The sequence below is a fragment of the Desulfofalx alkaliphila DSM 12257 genome (assembly GCF_000711975.1).
GTDB lineage: Bacteria > Bacillota > Desulfotomaculia > Desulfotomaculales > Desulfohalotomaculaceae > Desulfofalx > Desulfofalx alkaliphila.
Genome location: NZ_JONT01000019.1, coordinates 21,330 through 37,820, shown reverse-complemented (window position 1 = coordinate 37,820; position 16,491 = coordinate 21,330). Strand labels below are relative to the sequence as shown.

Here is a 16,491-nt window from a genome sequence, read left to right as displayed (position 1 = left end):
GTTGGAGAAGGAACGGTACCCGTCCTCTGGGCAGCTTGGGAAGATAATTGTGGAGTGTCATATTCTCAACCTTTAATTTTAAAAGGATGGGGTAACTACTCAGGCCAAACTATTGCGGTTGTGTCAGCGGGTAAAGAGTTAAGGGGATATCTGATGAAAGAACCCGATTTTTCTAACAATTTTCAACCCAATCCCCCCATATGGAAAGTACCGTTGCATGGTGACAAGGTAACCAAAAGTCACCCAACATTGGTAGAAAAAGACGGGAAAAAATATGTATATATCGGAACTGAACGCTCAGGTAGTAAAAGCTATATTGACGTAATAGATATTACGGACTTTGATAACGCTAAAAAGGTATTTCACTTTGAAGACCTTCGGGCATCAGATATCGTTTCTGCCCCGCTGGTTCTTAATTGGAGAGGTCATGAGGTTGTAGTATACACAGCAGGTAACAGCGCAGAAGTTCGCCTTGCCACAGACATGCTGGATCAAAGCAAGGCCAATAATTTGTATATTAGCTTGGGTTCCGGTAGAACATCCTCTAGCCCAGCACCCATATTAAACGGTCAAGGCTTTGCAGTCGGGCTGGATCAGGGCCAAAACAGTGGGGAACTAAGGCTATATAGGCTAGATGATATCTTGGCTGAAGAAAATGGTAAGGTAGTTTTAAAATCTCATAATGCATACAAAAGACATACTCTATCTTCTGGTCTAGTAGCTAGTTTCGCTGTTGATGGAGATTGGCTGTACTTTGGAGACTGCCAAAGTAGAGTATATGGTTTAAATGTTGTAACAGGGGAGTTCTGGGTAAACGCAGATAATAAAGGCATATTCTCTAACCGTTCTCCTGCCCTTACAGGGAACACCGTCTATTTCCCAGCAGTAGGCCAACCTGGGCAGAGAGGAAAAATTCTTGCGATAGACAGAAATACTCATCAGACTAACTGGACGGTACAGTTTGATTCAAGAGCCATGACCGCCCCGGCAGTATGGCGAATACCCAGTACCGGCGGTGCAACTGTTTTTGAGGGTGTTGGAAACGGTTGGCTTTCAGCTATAGACCCCTTTGTAGGGGTTAAGTATCACGGGTTTCCCATAGCCAGTGCTAACAATACCGATAATTACGGCGCAGGAGTTACAGGTGAAATTTCCCTTGCCTACGACTGGATGGTTGTTACTACTCAGGACGGGGTAAAGGCATGGAAATCTGTACCCTTTAACTTGGTAGCTGTTGAGTTACAATCAGGCGTAGAAGAAGGGGCACAGATAGAAAAAGGCAAAACCTATCTTGGCTCTTTTAAGGTTAAAAATGAACATCCAGCATTAGGAGCAGGTTTTATACCCATCGGCGTATATGTAAACAATAAATTAGTGAGTTCGTTGGTAGACGAAAACGGTATGGAACTGACTAAAAACAAATACCGGGGTGTAGAATGTTACTTTATAGATTTAGAACCCGGCCAGGAGAAAACCCTTTCTTATTCTTGGACTGCAGAGAGTAATAGTGTAGAGTTGGTAGGCGCAATAAACATAGAGCCGAATGCCAGAAAATATCCCGAAACAACTTATGAAGATAATAAAATCACAGAAAAGTTTGCTCCTGCAGCCTATGATATAGCTATCAAAATACGCCCTCTAAAAACTAATTGGGTAATTCCAGACAACAGCGTTCTTGTAGAATCAACAGTGACAGTTAGGCGTAAAGATAACTTCCCTGGCACACTGCCAGTAAAGGTTACGATTAATGGACCGGGAGGCCCGAAAGTACACACTCTTAATCTAGGCCCTAAAGAGATTAAGCAGTATCCATATAATTTCAATGCAGGCCCAGGAACATACACCATAAATGCTGAAGCATGGCCAGCAAATGATTCATGGACAGACGTATATCCGCAAGATAATAAAGATAGTGTTACAATTACTGTTAAGAAGATGGATTTACCCGAAACCGACGGAAAAATTAGAGTTGGCCTATAGTTCACTAGCCCACTGTTAGTAACCTAACAGTGGGTTTTTTGTTTTATAGGAGGTGAATTATGAAAAATCTTATTAAGGATCAAAAAGGACAGGCATTGGTAGAGTTTGCTTTGGTTTTTTGCATATATTTGGCAGTTCTGTGTATATTTCTTATTCACGGCTTGTGGCTATATAACAGCTACCAGACCGATAGAGCCGCACGACATGCAGTAGTATATTTAGCTACAACAAATAATTCATCCCAAGCGGAAAACATTGCTAGAAACCACCTTAATAATACGATGGTAGCATCTCAAATTAAAGATGTTCGTGTCTACTGGAACGGTCAACAACCTACAGCTCGGGTAAGCACAGAAATGGCGACTTTCTTCCCTGGCGTAACCAAGATGCTTGACCCCAGTAGCCCTAAATGGTCAGGAAAGGTTACTATAACAAAGGAGGCGGTGGCACCCGGTGAACACAAATTTACGCACTCGCACGAATATCGTTAAAGATGAAGAAGGTGTAATAATGCTGGAGTTTGCAGCCAGTATTATTATTCTGCTTTTGCTGTATGTTTTTTTAATTAATGTTGGCCTACGAGTTGCGGATATGTCAGCGATACCAAAGGTGGCAAGGGATGGGGCAAGGCAAGCAGCTGTAACAGGTAATCTAAATGATGGTTACAGCAAAGCACAGCAGTCAGCTTGGGTATGGGGGTTAGATACCAACAAGTTAAATATAAACCTTAACACATACAGTTTTGGTTCACGCCAATTAATTGACTGTGACGTGGAATATACTTCATCACCGTTTTCTAGGATGTTCCCAACAGTGGTCGGCGGGGAAGCGTTGGATGATAAAAAATTGCGATATAAAGCTACTTTTGGGTGGTGGGATGTTGAGTAAAAAGAACTTGTTAAATGACGAAAGGGGCAGTATTTTACCTATAACCGCTGCGGTGATATTTATCTTCTTGGCCTTGATTGCAGTGGTTACAGACTTTGGCAGGGCCAATATTGCCAAAGAAAAACTTCAAGTGGCAAGCGACGCCGCTTCACTGGCTGGGGCTAAAAGTGTTGATCGGTATGTAAGGTTGGAGATAGATCCCGGGAGTAGGAAAAGTTCTTGTTGTGATGAGTCTGGATGCAGTCCTTGTTGTGTTGATTGTGGTGATCCCTTTACTGTAGTAGGTAAAGAAGCAGACTTGCTTGACAACAATGGATGGCAAAACTACTGTTGTTCTTGTGGTTGTAACGGCATGAAAATACTTGATCGGTGGGTGAACTATAAAAACAACGGTGCCGATGTATACATGGCTGCCAACACCTTATTTGAAATAAACCGACCAAAGGAAATGGATATATCGACAGGTGGCAGTGCTTTTATCACTGTAAACGCTAGTTACCTAAGAGATACTAACCGTGGTAATCCATACTACCCTTCTGTGATTGTAAGAGCACAGGGCAAGGTAAAAACCGTGATGATGGATGTCTTTAAAACCATTGCACCAGATACGGATTTTTCCTACATTGAAACGTCTACCTGTTCACAAGGTAGAACCTACTACAGAGACCTGTCAACCGGTAAGTGGAGTAGGCCACCTAGTAGTTATTGTAATGAATAAGGAGTTGATAAATTGAAGAAGTTACCTGGTTCTCTTGTGTTTTTATCGGCAGGAATTTACCTAGCCACACAAGGTAGTATAGATGTAATTACTCTGCTTGCAGTATTAGCCTGCATCATATGTGGGGCATTGGCTTTAACAAGACACTCCATATGGGCACTTGCCGGGGGGATAGCTTTAATTTCTACCTCCCTGGTGATGCAGGCTGCATTTAAGTATCTTTGTGAGGTATGCCTTAAAGCAGACATACTGATTTTGGGGGCTGTTATATGTATCTCATTAGTTCAAAGGGGCAAAAACAAAATTCCATCCATGGTATTGTCAGGTGCCATGACTGCTATAATGTTTTTTGTAGTTGTATTAGCAACCCCTGTGGGGATTGGTGATGCTTCAAGCACTGACCATACTCAGACAGATTATGCCCAGACGCTAGAACAAAGCGTCATAGAAATAGCCCAAGACAAACCGGTATTGATATATAACCCTAACTGTGGGCCTTGTGGTGATGTGGTTGACTCGTTAGTGCAGCTAGATCCCAAAGGGCAATACTGGCAACCAATGCACAGTGGGGGAGATACCTGTAAGGAATACCTACAAGAAAAAGGATACCAAGGAGAAGTATTAGCAACACAGTATATGGGGCCTGTTCCTGCTTTGGTAATTAACAACGATGGAGATATAGAAACTATTCGCGGCCATGAGAATATTGTTAAGACAGTGCAAGAAAACATCAAGTATTAGGGGGTGGCTATTTGAGGATAGGAGTAATTGCTATTATACCAATGGTGCTTTTGTTGCTTGGTGTAGTAGCTGCATATTTAAATATCCCTAGTGTTGGGTTGGTGGTTCACATACTCTGGTTCGTCTGTTTTTCTGCCCTCTTTTGTTGTGCCTTCTATTATCAAAAGCAACTCGATAAACAGATTACAGCACTTGTAACAGGAAAAACTGTAGTACCCAACAAGTTGACAGAAGTAATTAACAAGCTGTTTGGGCTAGAAAGTGCCCTTAATAAGTTAACACGAAAATTACAGTCCTACGAACAGGATCGTTGGCACCAAACGGCAAAGCAAGCAGAGGATTCATTAAAACTAATGTTTGATTCTTCCGTGGATGGTCTAACAGGTGTTAGTAGCCGAAAATATCTAGACACAAGATTAACTGAATTGGTTAATAAAAATACAATCTTCTCGGTGATCATGATGGACATTGACTACTTTAAAAAGGTAAATGACACTTATGGGCACCAAGCAGGTGATGAAGTGCTACAGCAATTCGCCGGGGTTATCGTTAAAACAGTACGACCTGGCGATTTAGTTGCTAGGTATGGTGGAGAAGAATTTGTTGCAGTATGCCAAACTGACGGTAAAAACACTTTGGCGATAGCTGAAAGAATACGGGCCATGGTAGAAAATACAGTTTTTCAAACCTGTGCCGGCGAGATAAAAATAACTATAAGCTTGGGAGTTGCAGAAAGAAGGTTAGACGAAAACAAAGAGGCCCTCATTCAAAGGGCTGACAAAAACTTATACCACGCCAAGAAAACAGGTAGGAATAAGGTAGTATCGGAGGTCAAGTGATGCTGGTTAACGCTACAAACGGTCAAACTATAGCAACTAAGGTAACTATAGCCGACACCTTCTTTAAAAGACTCAGAGGGCTACTGGGGCGGTCAGGGATAACACCCAACGAAGCCTTGGTAATATCACCTTGTCAGCAAGTGCATATGTTTTTTATGCGGTTCTCTATAGGAGTGATTTTTGTGAATTCACTAGGAGAAGTGTTACACCAAGAACACCTGATGCCCTGGCAGATTAGCAAGTGGGTACCAAGTGCAAAACAGGTTATAGAAGTTTCCCCGACAACTCTTAAAAGGGTTAGTAAAGGGGACTTTTTATTTTTAGAAACAAATTCGGATTCGGAGGTGAAAATAAATTGAGTTGGCAAGCAATTGAAGAAGAACGTAAAGCACAAATAGCCAATAATATAGCGGAATCTATTAGACAAGATAGTCCGCAGATATTTAACGGTGACGGAAAGGTAGTATCGGGCGACATCGAGCAAGTGACAGTATTAATTACCAAGCGGATAGAAGAAACCATTGAGGTGTTGCCCTTTGAGCGTAAAGAGTTTTTTGATATGATTTCCTCTCTGCTTTTTAACAATTGTCTGCTTGCTACCGAAGCAGTTTCAATCAACCAATTAAAAGAAAGCTTGCAAAGCCTAAAGCAGTTCCAAGGATGGAACTTTATAACCTGCACCGATGCCCAAGGGGTGTTTCAGATGGTTGATAAAAACCCTGACGTATTGGTAGTATCCCATAGTCTACCTGGGCTTGATCAAAGACTGTTAGCTAGTATTCAAACACTATATCCAAACAGCAGAATTGTCCTTTTGGCTGGAATAGGTAATGAAACATTCATAAACATGGCAAACGGATACGGACTAAATAACTATGTAACAGGTGATATTCCTGCTACCCCTGGTGATAGACCATATACCTTGCCAGTTGCATTAGTTTATGACAGGTCATTTGTGGTAAAAGATAAGCCTACTAAGCCTACTAAACCGACTAAGACAACAACAGACCAAGCAAACATTAAAACAAAAATCGAACCAGTAGTAAAAAAACAGGCTTGCATAGTTCAATCAGAAAATATTCCGAAAATCAATATAGAAAAACCTGTAGAAGTTGAGCCTACGATGGAAGCACACACAATAACTGTGGAACCAACCGAAGTAGTGAAAAAGCAAGACACTAAGAAGAAGTCTGAGCCAGCTAAACAAGTTCAGGTCTCAGAAATAGCCAGTATGGCTAATAAGGAAGAAGAATCTATAGCAATGATCAATGATTATATGGAAAACATAGAAGAAGATACTCAACTGTATGCCCGTTCAACAACATTTGCCAGGGGCAAGTTAATACTTTTTACAAGTTCAAAGGGTGGTGTAGGAAAAACCACCTTAACTGTTATGGCAGGTATTTCTTTAGCAAAATCGGGAGTTAAGACAACAATTGTGGATCTTAACCTTGGAGCACCAAACTGCCATACGTTTTTTAAGGTAAAAAAAGATGTTCCTGGAATTGAGTTTTTAGCCAACAAGCCATTTTCTAAAACTATCATTGATGATGTGCTATGCAAAATAAACGATTATCTATATTTGTTGCCAGGACCCATGGATCAAACCTCCCCATATTTTGAACCTGGCAAGTTAGGGGCAATAATAGATTATTTATTAGAGACATCTCCTGTGGTGCTAATAGATACGGCGCCAGAGTTTTGGGAAGATAAGCGGCTTAGAGAAGTATTCAAAAGGGCTGATAAGGTTTACTCTATACTTTCACAGGATGCATTTACGGAAGAAGAGGCCAGAGTATATGCCCCCAAATACGTAATGTATGGGGTTTCGCCTGATAAGATTGGTTTAATAATTGGTATGTATGATCCTGATTTGCAAGAGCCGAAAAAACTTGAAAAAAGCTTTAATACTAACATCATCGTAAAAGACAAGAAAAAAGCCCCCAAAATTGAAGCTTTGATTCCAGTTAATACCCGCGAGTATAAAAAAGGCACTTATGAGGGGAAAATTGCCGCAGTGGAGCGCAGTTACAACCAAATTCATCTTATGGCGACACATATAGCAGAGATGGCCGGGTACAGTTACCAAGGCCCACAAACAAAAGAAAAAAAGGAAAAGGGGTTTTTCAACGACTTTCTTGGTCGGTTTAAAAGGAGGTAGTTTTTTTGAACGAAGCCGAACGACTAAAACAGCAAATTAAAGAAATGTCAGAGTATTGCAATGCCCAAGGCATTGCCGATGCTTTAAGAATACCGGTTGAGGCAGTACAAGCTATATTAGAAGGGAAAGATGTAGAGATAGAAAAAACCCAAAATGACGACCAGCCAATCATACAACTAAAGACCACTACCAAAACCCGGTTTGTGCGAAACAACATAGTTACCGCTATCTCTCCCGGGGGCGGAAAGGGGAATACTACACTACTAACTTCATTGGCCGCAGCTGCAGCTATTAATGTACCCAACAAAAGACCAGTTGCTATTCTTGATCTTGCTGAATTTCCAAAGGTGCCAACGGCTTATGGTATAAGGTATTTAGAAGTGTTAGAAAACCCAGATATATTATGGCCATCTATAAGCACTTGGGATGATAGCATGGGATATAGCATAGACACATGTGCTATACCACACCCCGATTTGGAAAATCTGTACATAGTACCGGGAGTTATGGTGGCAGATAATTATCATGAGCTTGATTTGAATAAAATACTTAAAGTGATTGAATTGCTTCAAAGACAATTTGAGATGTTGTTTATAGATTTACCAAAGAACTTTTTTCTAGCGGAAAAACTTCTACCATTTATGGATACGGTATTGATAACAGTTACTCCAGAGTATGGCTCTTTAGAGGGGGTGGTGCAGTTATTACCCACACTTAATAAAGTCAATAAAATAGAGCAATCATTTATAGTGTTTAACCGGGTAGGTTACCCCGGTTTCTTTGATACTCAAGAGTGTCAGGAAATGCTAAAGAATATGATGAAGCAGATGCCGGAACGAGTCGGCAGTCTTCCAGAAACAGATTCCATTATCAAGTATCTTAATTCTGGAAAGATGGAGACGGTTATATTAAAAGAACCTCATTCGGCATTTGCCAAAGAGGTAAACCATATTTTAAATCAGCTTTGCCCTCATTGGTCAATTGCAAAACCAAGCAGTGGTAGTAGTGACGGTATAGCCAGTATCTTTAAAAAACTGTTGGGTAAAAAAGAGGCTTAAAAGGAGGGATAACATGGAGTTGATATATTCGCCAATATTTTGGGGGTGTGTACTGCCATCCACAGCGGCCGCATATACAGACTGGAAAGAATATCGGTTGCCCAACTATATAACCTTGCCAGTGCTAATTTTAGGACTGGGTTACGGCCTTTACACTGGCAATTGGCTTGATTCATTAATAGGTGCTGGACTGGGTTTCCTTATAGGGTTTGTTAGCTTTTTGTTGGGGCAAATGGGAATGGGTGATGCCAAGCTGATGGCCGCCTTTGGTGCTTGGTTAGGGCCTTATGGTTTTCTATTTGTGTTGTTCATTGCCTGCTGGCTGGGAGCTATATGGGGGATATATAAAATTATACGGGTAGGAAAATTAAAAGGTGGTTTTCGCTCATTATTAAAGTGGAGCAGGCTACCAGAAGACCCTGATGCACCACTACCAGCCGGGGCCATAGCCTTTGGTTGTTGCTTGGTTGCGGGCTTGTGGATATTTGTATTTATTAGTCTTTGGGCAAAGGAGGCAATGCTAGGATGATTAAAAAAATATTGAGTAACAAACTATTGGTTTTCTCTTTTACTATCGGACTTGCCCTGGCGGTAGGTGCCGGTATTTTTTTAAGTAAAGAATTATCTGCTGCTGAAGAAACTATTGAAATAGTGGTGCCTAATAAATATATCCCCCAGTATCAATACATTACATCGGGGGATATAACAACACGGGCGGTATCCCCGGGAGAGGTGGATAACGGAGTGGTTGTTGCCCCTGAAGCTGTGATTGGCAAAACTACCTTAGAGCCGTTATATCAGGGAGAGAAAATCAGGCAAGAAAGAATAACCAAGGAAGATGTTCTTAAAGGGTATGATTTTGTATGTGTCAATGTAGACCTGGCACGATCCGGTGGAGCAGTGCCAGGTAACTTGGTTGATGTGTACAGTGTAATATACGATACATCTATTGCAAACAAACAGCTGATTGCCAAAAACGCAATAGTGCTAAATATCTGGGATGGGCAGGGTAATGATTTGTTTAAGAGCAGTGGGGTTAGTGTTGCCGAGGCAGCCAGTAGAGCTTTAACAAAGGGTGATGTTAAGCCTCCGGCTGTTATACAGTTGGCAGTACAGCCCCATGAAACCAGTAATGTAGTAAGTGGAGCTGTTTCTGGTTCATCTAATATTGTTCTGGTAGTAAAAAGCGAAGGGAGGCTTGCAGGTAGTGAGAATAACGAAGTTATTGAAGAACCTACAGACCAGTCTGAAGAACCAAATGATGGAGGAGGAGAAACCGGAGCCGATATTACAGACACCCCAGACAATTGATGAATGTGTTTTATTTGTAGGGCAAATATCAACCGATAGCACCAGGTGGTCAGAGGAAGAATTGTCAAAAATAAACAACCTACAAAGCCTTGCCAGTGCTGGTGATCCCTTAGCTGTAGGGGAGTTGATAAATTATATCAAAAAAATACTAACCGACTTTGAGGTTAGTATTGATGGTATGGATGCAGAACAATTGGCAGTGGAGGTATATAAAAGGGCCTGGGGTTTAGATGTGATTCATGACCTTTATCATGATCCAGAGATATATGAGGTTTTTGTTGATGCACCCGACAAGATTTCTGTTTCTAGGCTTGGCAAAATAGAACCAGTCCCTGATATCAAATTTAAAAACAACGACCATGTGAACAGGCTGGTTTCAAGGATGATTGCCCATGACCAGGATGCCCATTTTGATGATTCACACCCTAGGGTTTATTGTGTGCGTAAAGACGATTCGCGTCTTACCGCTTTCAGGCCCCCTTTAACAGAGTTTACCACCTTTGCTCTACGAAAATTAAACGCTGTTTACCTAGATAAAGAATACCTTATCAAGTGCGGCTCGGCTAACGAAAAAGTATGGGACATGCTTGCTTTACTTGCCCGCTACGGTGCCAAGATGCTATTTATAGGGCCTCCTGAAAGTGGCAAGACCAGTTGGTTGCGTGTATTGGTTAGTGTATTAAATAAAACAACTAGAATCGCTACTATTGAAACTGACCGGGAGTTGCGCCTAGGGCATCATTACCCAGATCGAAGTGTGGTAGAAATGGAAGAACACTCCCGTTTAGCAGGTGGAACACTGGAAGAACTCTTTGCAGGAAACTTGAGATTATCGGCAACACTGCTTATTTTTGGGGAATTTAGGTTAGATGATACCAGTGCTGCTGTGATGGCCGGAGAGCGAGCAAGAAGGTTTTGGAGTACCAGCCACTTTTTAAATCCATCTGAAGCGGTTAGTGGCACTGCAGATTTGCTTTTGTCCCAAAACCAGGCACTAACCCATGATGCTGCTATAAAGCGTACCTTAAGGGCCTTTGACACCTTTGTGACTGTGTATGGTGATTTAGACAGGGGCATTAAAAAAGTATTACAAATAACCGTTGCTCATCATACTGGTACCAAGGTGGAGTATTACAACCTTGCAGAATGGAAAGGGAGTAGTGGTGACTATTGGGAGGGGGATTGGGTTTTTAACGAAAAGCCATTTAAAGAATTATTAGAAAAAATGAGGATATACGGTGTTACCGATCAGGAATTGCAAAAGGTTGGGTGGTTGTAATGCTGCAACTTGTAGCCTTATGCTTGGGACTTCTGTTAGTAGGCACGGTGATTGTATATATAATAATAACTTTACTTGTTGAGTTTTTAAAACAACAGAAACAAAAACAAGTGTTATCTCCCCACATATCCCACTGGATGTCTCGGGTGGATAAATACCTTAAACTACGCAACTCCACCATGAAGGCAAGTGTGTATGTATTGCTAATTAGCTTTGCTATTACCACCGGTTTGTTTACCGGTGCTGCAATGAATAACCCATTGGCTGCTGTATTGTTAACGATAATAGCCTTTGTCATACCTGAACAGATATTCCATTATATTGCTCTGCGGAGAAAACTGTTTAAGTTTGATCAGTTGGTTGAAGCGTGCCCTGTGTTTGCATCTGAGCTGGAAAGGGTGAAAGTTGCCCACGCCCTAGGTAATACTGGAAGGAGTATACCTGACCCAGTGGGAAAAATATTTCGCCAGGCTGAACGTGATTTAACCTCACGAGATCCTCAAGAAGCTTTTGGACGCATGGTAAAAGAACTGGATTTTAATTATGGGCGGGACTTTGTATCTCGGGCCCACGATTGTTACTACAACAGTGCAGTGGCACCAATGTTTTTAGAACTAGGCAAGGAGATGGAATCTAAACGAAAAAGGTTGCATGAAAAAATCTCGCAACTCTTCCAAGATCGAATTATATCAATATTAACACTGTTATTGTTTTTTCCGGCCTATGCCATTGCCGCCTCGGTTGTACCTACAACCTGGGAGTTTATGACTCAAACGGTGGGAGGTAAGCTCTTGATCTGCTTATACCTGTTATCTGTAGGTATAGGCCCAATGTTGGACTATACAACAATCCGACGAATGGAGGTGTAAACTTGACTACGAAGTTAATGTTGTTTACCGCCGGGATCGTCTTATTGTCTGGCCCTTTGATTTATTTGCTGTTAAATAAATTAAATGCCAGGATACAACGTAAGGGTATCTTTAAAAATATGAGAAAAACCTTCAGTAAAAGTAAACGTCAGCCACTACATGACTGGTTTCCTGCCATTGGAGGCTTGATAGGGTTTGTCTCCGCATTGTTGTTGATGTGGGGTGATGTTATAAATTGGTTTACTGTTAATCTTGTGATGTGGGTTGGTATAGCACTAGGACTGTTGGCCAAGGCGATAACTAAAAAAGAAAACCGTTACGGCATCCTGAGGGATACTTCTACTTTTTTTAAGGCCGTGGAGGTGAGACTAAGAGCCGGATATAACATACCGCATACTTTACGCATGGCAGCTGCCTTGGCACCATCAATGCAACCAGCTGTGAATAAAGCATTGCAGCGTTGGTCATTTGATCCGCATCAGGCATTAGATATATTACGCCAAGAGTTAAAAATACCCGAAGCAGAAACCCTTTGCTACGTTTTAAAAAGGGCATATGAGGCAGGTGGCGAGAGTGTAGCCCATGTACTTGGGCAAGGTGCCCGTAACATTGATTCTAAGCTTGCAGGAATGGAAGAGAAAAGTTTTGCCATGGGCAAAATGAGAATGCTATTCTGGAGGGTGTTGCCGACTTTAGCTATCTTCGGGATATTTGCTCTTAATTTTGCTTACTATGCACAAAACATATTGTTTGATGCCGTTGAAAAACTACAATAGTAATTTTAAGAGTAATTTTAAGCTTGGGAGGTTGAAAAATGTTAAAAAGATTACTTGTAAAAATGCAAAGTGAACGAGGTCAAGGGTTGGCAGAGTACGCACTTTTACTAGGCATTGTTGCAGTGGCAGCTATCACGGCACTTGCATCATTGTCTGATGGAATAGAAGTAGTAGGTAACACTATTGCAACTGTACTTGAAAATCTAGCCGGTGATATTAATAGAGATTAGTAGTTACACAAGTCCCGGTGATTTCATCGGGACTTGTGTTTTTGTAGAAAGGAAAAAGGAGGATTCATAATGTGTTTTATGAGCACAAAAGCAGCCAAAAAGCTCAACTGTCAAAAAGGCCAAAGTCTAGTATCTTATCTTTTGGGAATAGGCGTAATTATTTCTCTAGTGGCCGCTATTCTTTTAGATATAAACGGGGCATTGGCAAACTTCCACGATGCCGGGGTGCAGTATATCGAAAACCTAGCAAATTCAGGCATGTAAAAGGCGAGAGAGGAATTGCTTTCTTAACATTTCTATTGGCACTAATACCAGCTACATTTTTGGTGTTCAGTCCAATATTTTATGGCCAGCAAATGGATACCCATGATAAAGCCAAAGCCCAGATGTATACCTTCTTGGATAGAGTGCAACTAGAGGGGTATTTGACTACACAGGATGAGTCGCAAATGTATGATGCTTTTGAGAAGATAGGTGCTCCAATAGTTGATATTGAAGGCCCAAGGGAGTCCCAAGGGGCATCCCGGGTGCTAAGAAGCAGTAACGTAAATGATAGTCTGATAACTATGAAAATCACCTGTTTGCCCGACACCCACAACGGATTAAAGATTGGTAGTTTAGTGGGAGCAGCAGATCCCGAAGACTACTACATTTATTTGAGAGGTAGTGTTATCAGTGAAAGGGTTAATCCATAGAGGTAAAGATAAATGTAAAGATGACAGAGGTATAGCTTTGTTAATGGTGCTTATAGCTACACCATTAATCATGTTATTACTTCTATTTCGTCTAGATTACAGCAGAGCAGCATCTGATACTGAGTTGGACTTTCAAGAAAGTTTAAAAAAAGCAGTAAAGGCAGCTACCCATCAAGTAACAGATAGGAGCCGGGCAGAAGGAGACCCCAGAATCCATTCTAACAATGCACACGAGGCTTTTACATCAATGCTTGCGGATAACTTAAAATTGAATCCTGACTCGCTTACTCCGCTTGATGGTTCACCCTTGGCCGAGGCACCTATATATAGTCTGATTATATATAACGGTGATGGTAAATATGAAAGCACAGGTGCACAGGCGGTTTACCAGTATGATTTTGATGGTAGCAATTTGAGTTCATACCCTTTATCGGGAGTGGGTTTTCCCCAGCAATTTACTGTATCGGACTTTGGTATATCTTACGGCACCGGTGGCACGTTTGATATAACTATGGAAACCCCAGGTTGTATAGCAGTGATGAAAATTAAATTAAAAACTATCACTACTGATATATCCCCTGTGCGCTGGGCCGCTGCTAAAGTGCATTATAAGACCTAAATGTAAATCTGGTTAAATAACCTTCTCTTTAATGCTATAATAGCCCTTGAAGCAACTAAGAGGGGGTTATCGCATGATTCAAAATGTATTACAAGATCTAATGAAAATCATTCAACAACAAGAAGACCCGGAGAAACTAAAAAAAATTTACAAGTTTACCTAAACAAGTATGAAATTAAAAAAATAGCCAAAGGACAACCAATAACTAGCTTTAGCCAGGCTCTAAATAGTTTTATCTTAACTAAGAAAACGTACCGTCTAAGCCTAATGTCAACGTTTTTACTGTAGTGTCTCTATGCTCTATAATTGCTGCTTCACTAGATGGCGGGCCTGCAAATGTAAAACTAGCTACAAATAAAACAAACACTAATAATTTTGATATTATCTTCATTTTACAAAACCTCCTAATAATAGAATTTGAAACATACTACCTAACAGAACAGGTTTAACATAATCGTCTACACCTCCTTATAGATAATGGACATTAATAAAACCCCTTCTTGACTGAAGGAGTTTTTGCTTGTGTATACATCCTTTAAATATCGATGAAAGGTTGTGGTTATGTGCTAGATAATTAAGTTATAAAGACCTATCAATCTAATTACAGTTGATTTAATTTTTTAAGGGAGGTTATTATTTTGAAAAAAGTAAATTTTTTACAAACAATCCTACTATCCTTTATTATTGTTATTATGGTAGCAGCCTTTTCCCCAAGTAAGGGAGAAGCATCTACTACCTATACAGACCACATAGGGGCATTAGTCAATAGCTATTCCAGATACTCTCATATGCCACTTAGTGTAAATGTAATGGGATTTAATGTAACACATGGTTTTTCTATGCCATTAAATGTTAACACATACTGCTCTGGCAGTGACCCAAGGAATGTATATATTGAGTATGACTTGCCTAATGATGGTTCGCAATGGAGAGTTTTAGGGACACTTGTATATGGTAGAATGACTTTAGCAGATTCACCTCGTGCCCTTAATTCAGCACAATCATTAGACGTTAACATACTCAGAACGACACCAGGCACTTTCAGTGGCGTTTCAATAGGTCAAGCGGTTAATGCCGCTAATGCAGCGAAATCTTCTGCTGACACCGCTGCCGCAAGAGTTTGGTACAGTGGAAGATCTCTCACAGGCAACGAAAATGCAGTAGCCGACATAGCGGCATATATTCGTAATACGCAATTACCTGGATTGGAAAACAAAATAAATAACATGGAGACTACAATTAACAATATGCAAAACATAGACAACACACCGCTAATGGTAGATGTACAAACTATCAGTGGTGCAAGGGCTACTTCTGCCAAAACAATAGAAGCAATAGTTACAACCAATAAATCTGGGCCTTTAACCTATTCAATTAATGGAGGCTCCTATGCGTCGCTACCTTCGGATAATAAGGTCAGTTTACCTGTCAATAGTTCGGGTTCTAATGCCATCACCGTAAGAGTCAAGGATGAATCAGGTAATATAGGCAGCAAGACAATTATAATAAGAAGGTTATAAACATAAATACCGGCGTTGAGCCGGTTTTTATGTTTATAAAGGAGTTGGTGAAAATCAAAAGGATACTATTAATAAGCACTATATTACTAATGCTTTGCTCAACAATTATAGGATGCAGCCCTAGCCCTAAGAATGAAGCCTTTAATGTGGTTGATAAATATTTAGAGGCTGCAGCTACCCTGCAGATGGAAGATGTTTTACCGTTGCTGTCCGGGGAAGCTTTACTGGAAACTCAAGCCAACATGGCTTATGTAACAGAGCCACAGCAAGTTACTATTAATAAAAAGCAGTTTAACCAAACAACCAAAAACCTTGTTGAAGTTACAGTGGATTACACCACTTCAACAGCGAGATTTGATAACAGGAAAGCCAATCTGTTTAAACTTAAAAAAAATGATCAGCAGTGGAAGATATATAAGATTGAAAACACTGACTATCTACATAATGATTTAAAATCTAGCACCGTATCTTCTGATGTAAAACATGTGGCAAAAGAGTACATTGAACTTTCAAAACCAGATAAAGACAAGCAAAATACCAAATACCTTGCCGGGGAACTACTTAGTGCCAGTATGTCTGCCCAAAGGTTGCCCGTAAGTGAGGAAAAGTTTGATTTGTTAGATGAAATGGTAACAGACATTAAATGTTTAGGTGCTAGTGGCGATTATGCTATTTTAGAAGTCCACTCCACAGTAAAAGGAAATGGTGTCAGCTATTCGGTGGTAACTATCCTGCACATGGTAGCAGTAAATGAAAATTGGAAAATTGCTAAAATGGACATCGCAGATATTAAAGGGGGTAGCTGAT

Annotated in this window: 21 protein-coding genes; 20 read left to right on the top strand and 1 reads right to left on the bottom strand. The window is 40.7% G+C overall.

All coding sequences use genetic code 11. The features are described from left to right. From BR02_RS0110455 to BR02_RS0110370, 18 genes are all read left to right on the top strand, one after another. On the top strand, positions 1-1,980 hold a 1,980-nt coding region (locus BR02_RS0110455; protein WP_207641018.1), incomplete at its 5' end, for a PQQ-binding-like beta-propeller repeat protein. A 59-nt stretch (positions 1,981-2,039) separates the two neighbouring features. Then, on the top strand, positions 2,040-2,471 hold the full coding sequence (locus tag BR02_RS0110450; RefSeq protein ID WP_031516875.1) for a TadE/TadG family type IV pilus assembly protein: 432 nt from the start codon (positions 2,040-2,042) through the stop codon (positions 2,469-2,471). After that, complete coding sequence (locus BR02_RS0110445; protein WP_157834957.1) at positions 2,434-2,868, top strand: TadE/TadG family type IV pilus assembly protein; 435 nt, start codon at positions 2,434-2,436, stop codon at positions 2,866-2,868. Before BR02_RS0110450 ends, BR02_RS0110445 begins: the two co-directional genes overlap by 38 nt. Continuing rightward, positions 2,861-3,586, top strand: a complete 726-nt coding sequence (locus BR02_RS0110440) for a Tad domain-containing protein (RefSeq protein ID WP_031516872.1) — start codon at positions 2,861-2,863, stop codon at positions 3,584-3,586. Before BR02_RS0110445 ends, BR02_RS0110440 begins: the two co-directional genes overlap by 8 nt. A gap of 12 nt (positions 3,587-3,598) precedes the next feature. Next, entirely contained in the window at positions 3,599-4,327 is a 729-nt protein-coding gene (locus BR02_RS0110435; protein ID WP_031516870.1) for a hypothetical protein, read from the top strand. Between the two features lie 11 nt (positions 4,328-4,338). Beyond that, the gene (locus BR02_RS14860; RefSeq protein WP_051688274.1) at positions 4,339-5,166 is read left to right on the top strand and encodes a diguanylate cyclase; all 828 of its coding nucleotides are present in this window, start codon (positions 4,339-4,341) and stop codon (positions 5,164-5,166) included. Then, a complete protein-coding gene (locus BR02_RS16110; protein ID WP_051688273.1) occupies positions 5,166-5,525 on the top strand; it encodes a DUF192 domain-containing protein in 360 nt (119 codons plus the stop codon). The genes BR02_RS14860 and BR02_RS16110 overlap by 1 nt, the downstream gene beginning before the upstream one ends. Next, positions 5,522-7,327, top strand: coding sequence for a CpaE/TadZ family protein (locus BR02_RS0110420; protein ID WP_031516864.1), 1,806 nt, complete (start codon positions 5,522-5,524; stop codon positions 7,325-7,327). Before BR02_RS16110 ends, BR02_RS0110420 begins: the two co-directional genes overlap by 4 nt. Positions 7,328-7,332: 5 nt before the next feature. Next, on the top strand, positions 7,333-8,385 hold the full coding sequence (locus BR02_RS0110415) for a MinD/ParA family ATP-binding protein (RefSeq protein WP_031516862.1): 1,053 nt from the start codon (positions 7,333-7,335) through the stop codon (positions 8,383-8,385). 13 nt (positions 8,386-8,398) lie between these two features. Beyond that, entirely contained in the window at positions 8,399-8,914 is a 516-nt protein-coding gene (locus BR02_RS14855) for an A24 family peptidase (RefSeq protein WP_051688272.1), read from the top strand. A gap of 11 nt (positions 8,915-8,925) precedes the next feature. Beyond that, positions 8,926-9,696: an SAF domain-containing protein gene (locus BR02_RS0110405; RefSeq protein ID WP_169738601.1), complete on the top strand. Its 771-nt coding sequence runs from the start codon at positions 8,926-8,928 to the stop codon at positions 9,694-9,696. Next, complete coding sequence (locus BR02_RS0110400) at positions 9,593-10,975, top strand: ATPase, T2SS/T4P/T4SS family (RefSeq protein ID WP_169738600.1); 1,383 nt, start codon at positions 9,593-9,595, stop codon at positions 10,973-10,975. Before BR02_RS0110405 ends, BR02_RS0110400 begins: the two co-directional genes overlap by 104 nt. Then, on the top strand, positions 10,975-11,844 hold the full coding sequence (locus BR02_RS0110395; protein ID WP_031516854.1) for a type II secretion system F family protein: 870 nt from the start codon (positions 10,975-10,977) through the stop codon (positions 11,842-11,844). Before BR02_RS0110400 ends, BR02_RS0110395 begins: the two co-directional genes overlap by 1 nt. Positions 11,845-11,846: 2 nt before the next feature. Next, positions 11,847-12,620, top strand: a complete 774-nt coding sequence (locus BR02_RS0110390) for a hypothetical protein (RefSeq protein ID WP_031516852.1) — start codon at positions 11,847-11,849, stop codon at positions 12,618-12,620. A gap of 38 nt (positions 12,621-12,658) precedes the next feature. Next, positions 12,659-12,850 carry a Flp family type IVb pilin gene (locus BR02_RS15755; RefSeq protein ID WP_031516850.1) on the top strand — a complete coding sequence of 64 codons (192 nt, stop codon included), beginning with the start codon at positions 12,659-12,661 and terminating at the stop codon, positions 12,848-12,850. Positions 12,851-12,919: 69 nt separating this feature from the next. Then, on the top strand, positions 12,920-13,114 hold the full coding sequence (locus BR02_RS0110380; protein ID WP_031516848.1) for a hypothetical protein: 195 nt from the start codon (positions 12,920-12,922) through the stop codon (positions 13,112-13,114). Between the two features lie 35 nt (positions 13,115-13,149). Then, complete coding sequence (locus BR02_RS15670) at positions 13,150-13,545, top strand: hypothetical protein (RefSeq protein WP_031516846.1); 396 nt, start codon at positions 13,150-13,152, stop codon at positions 13,543-13,545. Between the two features lie 70 nt (positions 13,546-13,615). Further along, positions 13,616-14,164, top strand: coding sequence for a hypothetical protein (locus BR02_RS0110370; RefSeq protein ID WP_207641017.1), 549 nt, complete (start codon positions 13,616-13,618; stop codon positions 14,162-14,164). Between the two features lie 241 nt (positions 14,165-14,405). On the opposite strand, the gene BR02_RS15460 is transcribed toward BR02_RS0110370, so the two are convergent. Next, the gene (locus BR02_RS15460; RefSeq protein ID WP_157834954.1) at positions 14,406-14,555 is read right to left on the bottom strand and encodes a hypothetical protein; all 150 of its coding nucleotides are present in this window, start codon (positions 14,553-14,555) and stop codon (positions 14,406-14,408) included. Between the two features lie 247 nt (positions 14,556-14,802). Between BR02_RS15460 and BR02_RS0110355 the strand changes: the two genes are divergently transcribed. Together BR02_RS0110355 and BR02_RS0110350 are read left to right on the top strand one after the other, a co-directional pair. Beyond that, on the top strand, positions 14,803-15,684 hold the full coding sequence (locus BR02_RS0110355; protein ID WP_031516842.1) for a hypothetical protein: 882 nt from the start codon (positions 14,803-14,805) through the stop codon (positions 15,682-15,684). 146 nt (positions 15,685-15,830) lie between these two features. Then, the gene (locus BR02_RS0110350) at positions 15,831-16,490 is read left to right on the top strand and encodes a hypothetical protein (RefSeq protein WP_157834953.1); all 660 of its coding nucleotides are present in this window, start codon (positions 15,831-15,833) and stop codon (positions 16,488-16,490) included. The last annotated feature ends 1 nt before the right edge of the window (position 16,491 follow it).

Excerpts from the sequence above, each read along its gene's own strand:
- BR02_RS14855 (WP_051688272.1), top strand. The coding sequence starts at position 8,399 with ATGGAGTTGATATATTCGCCAATATTTTGGGGGTGTGTACTGCCATCC.
- BR02_RS15460 (WP_157834954.1), bottom strand. The coding sequence starts at position 14,555 with ATGAAGATAATATCAAAATTATTAGTGTTTGTTTTATTTGTAGCTAGT.
- BR02_RS15755 (WP_031516850.1), top strand. The coding sequence starts at position 12,659 with ATGTTAAAAAGATTACTTGTAAAAATGCAAAGTGAACGAGGTCAAGGG.
- BR02_RS0110395 (WP_031516854.1), top strand. The coding sequence starts at position 10,975 with ATGCTGCAACTTGTAGCCTTATGCTTGGGACTTCTGTTAGTAGGCACG.
- BR02_RS0110370 (WP_207641017.1), top strand. The coding sequence starts at position 13,616 with ATGTTATTACTTCTATTTCGTCTAGATTACAGCAGAGCAGCATCTGAT.
- BR02_RS16110 (WP_051688273.1), top strand. The coding sequence starts at position 5,166 with ATGCTGGTTAACGCTACAAACGGTCAAACTATAGCAACTAAGGTAACT.
- BR02_RS0110380 (WP_031516848.1), top strand. The coding sequence starts at position 12,920 with ATGTGTTTTATGAGCACAAAAGCAGCCAAAAAGCTCAACTGTCAAAAA.
- BR02_RS0110450 (WP_031516875.1), top strand. The coding sequence starts at position 2,040 with ATGAAAAATCTTATTAAGGATCAAAAAGGACAGGCATTGGTAGAGTTT.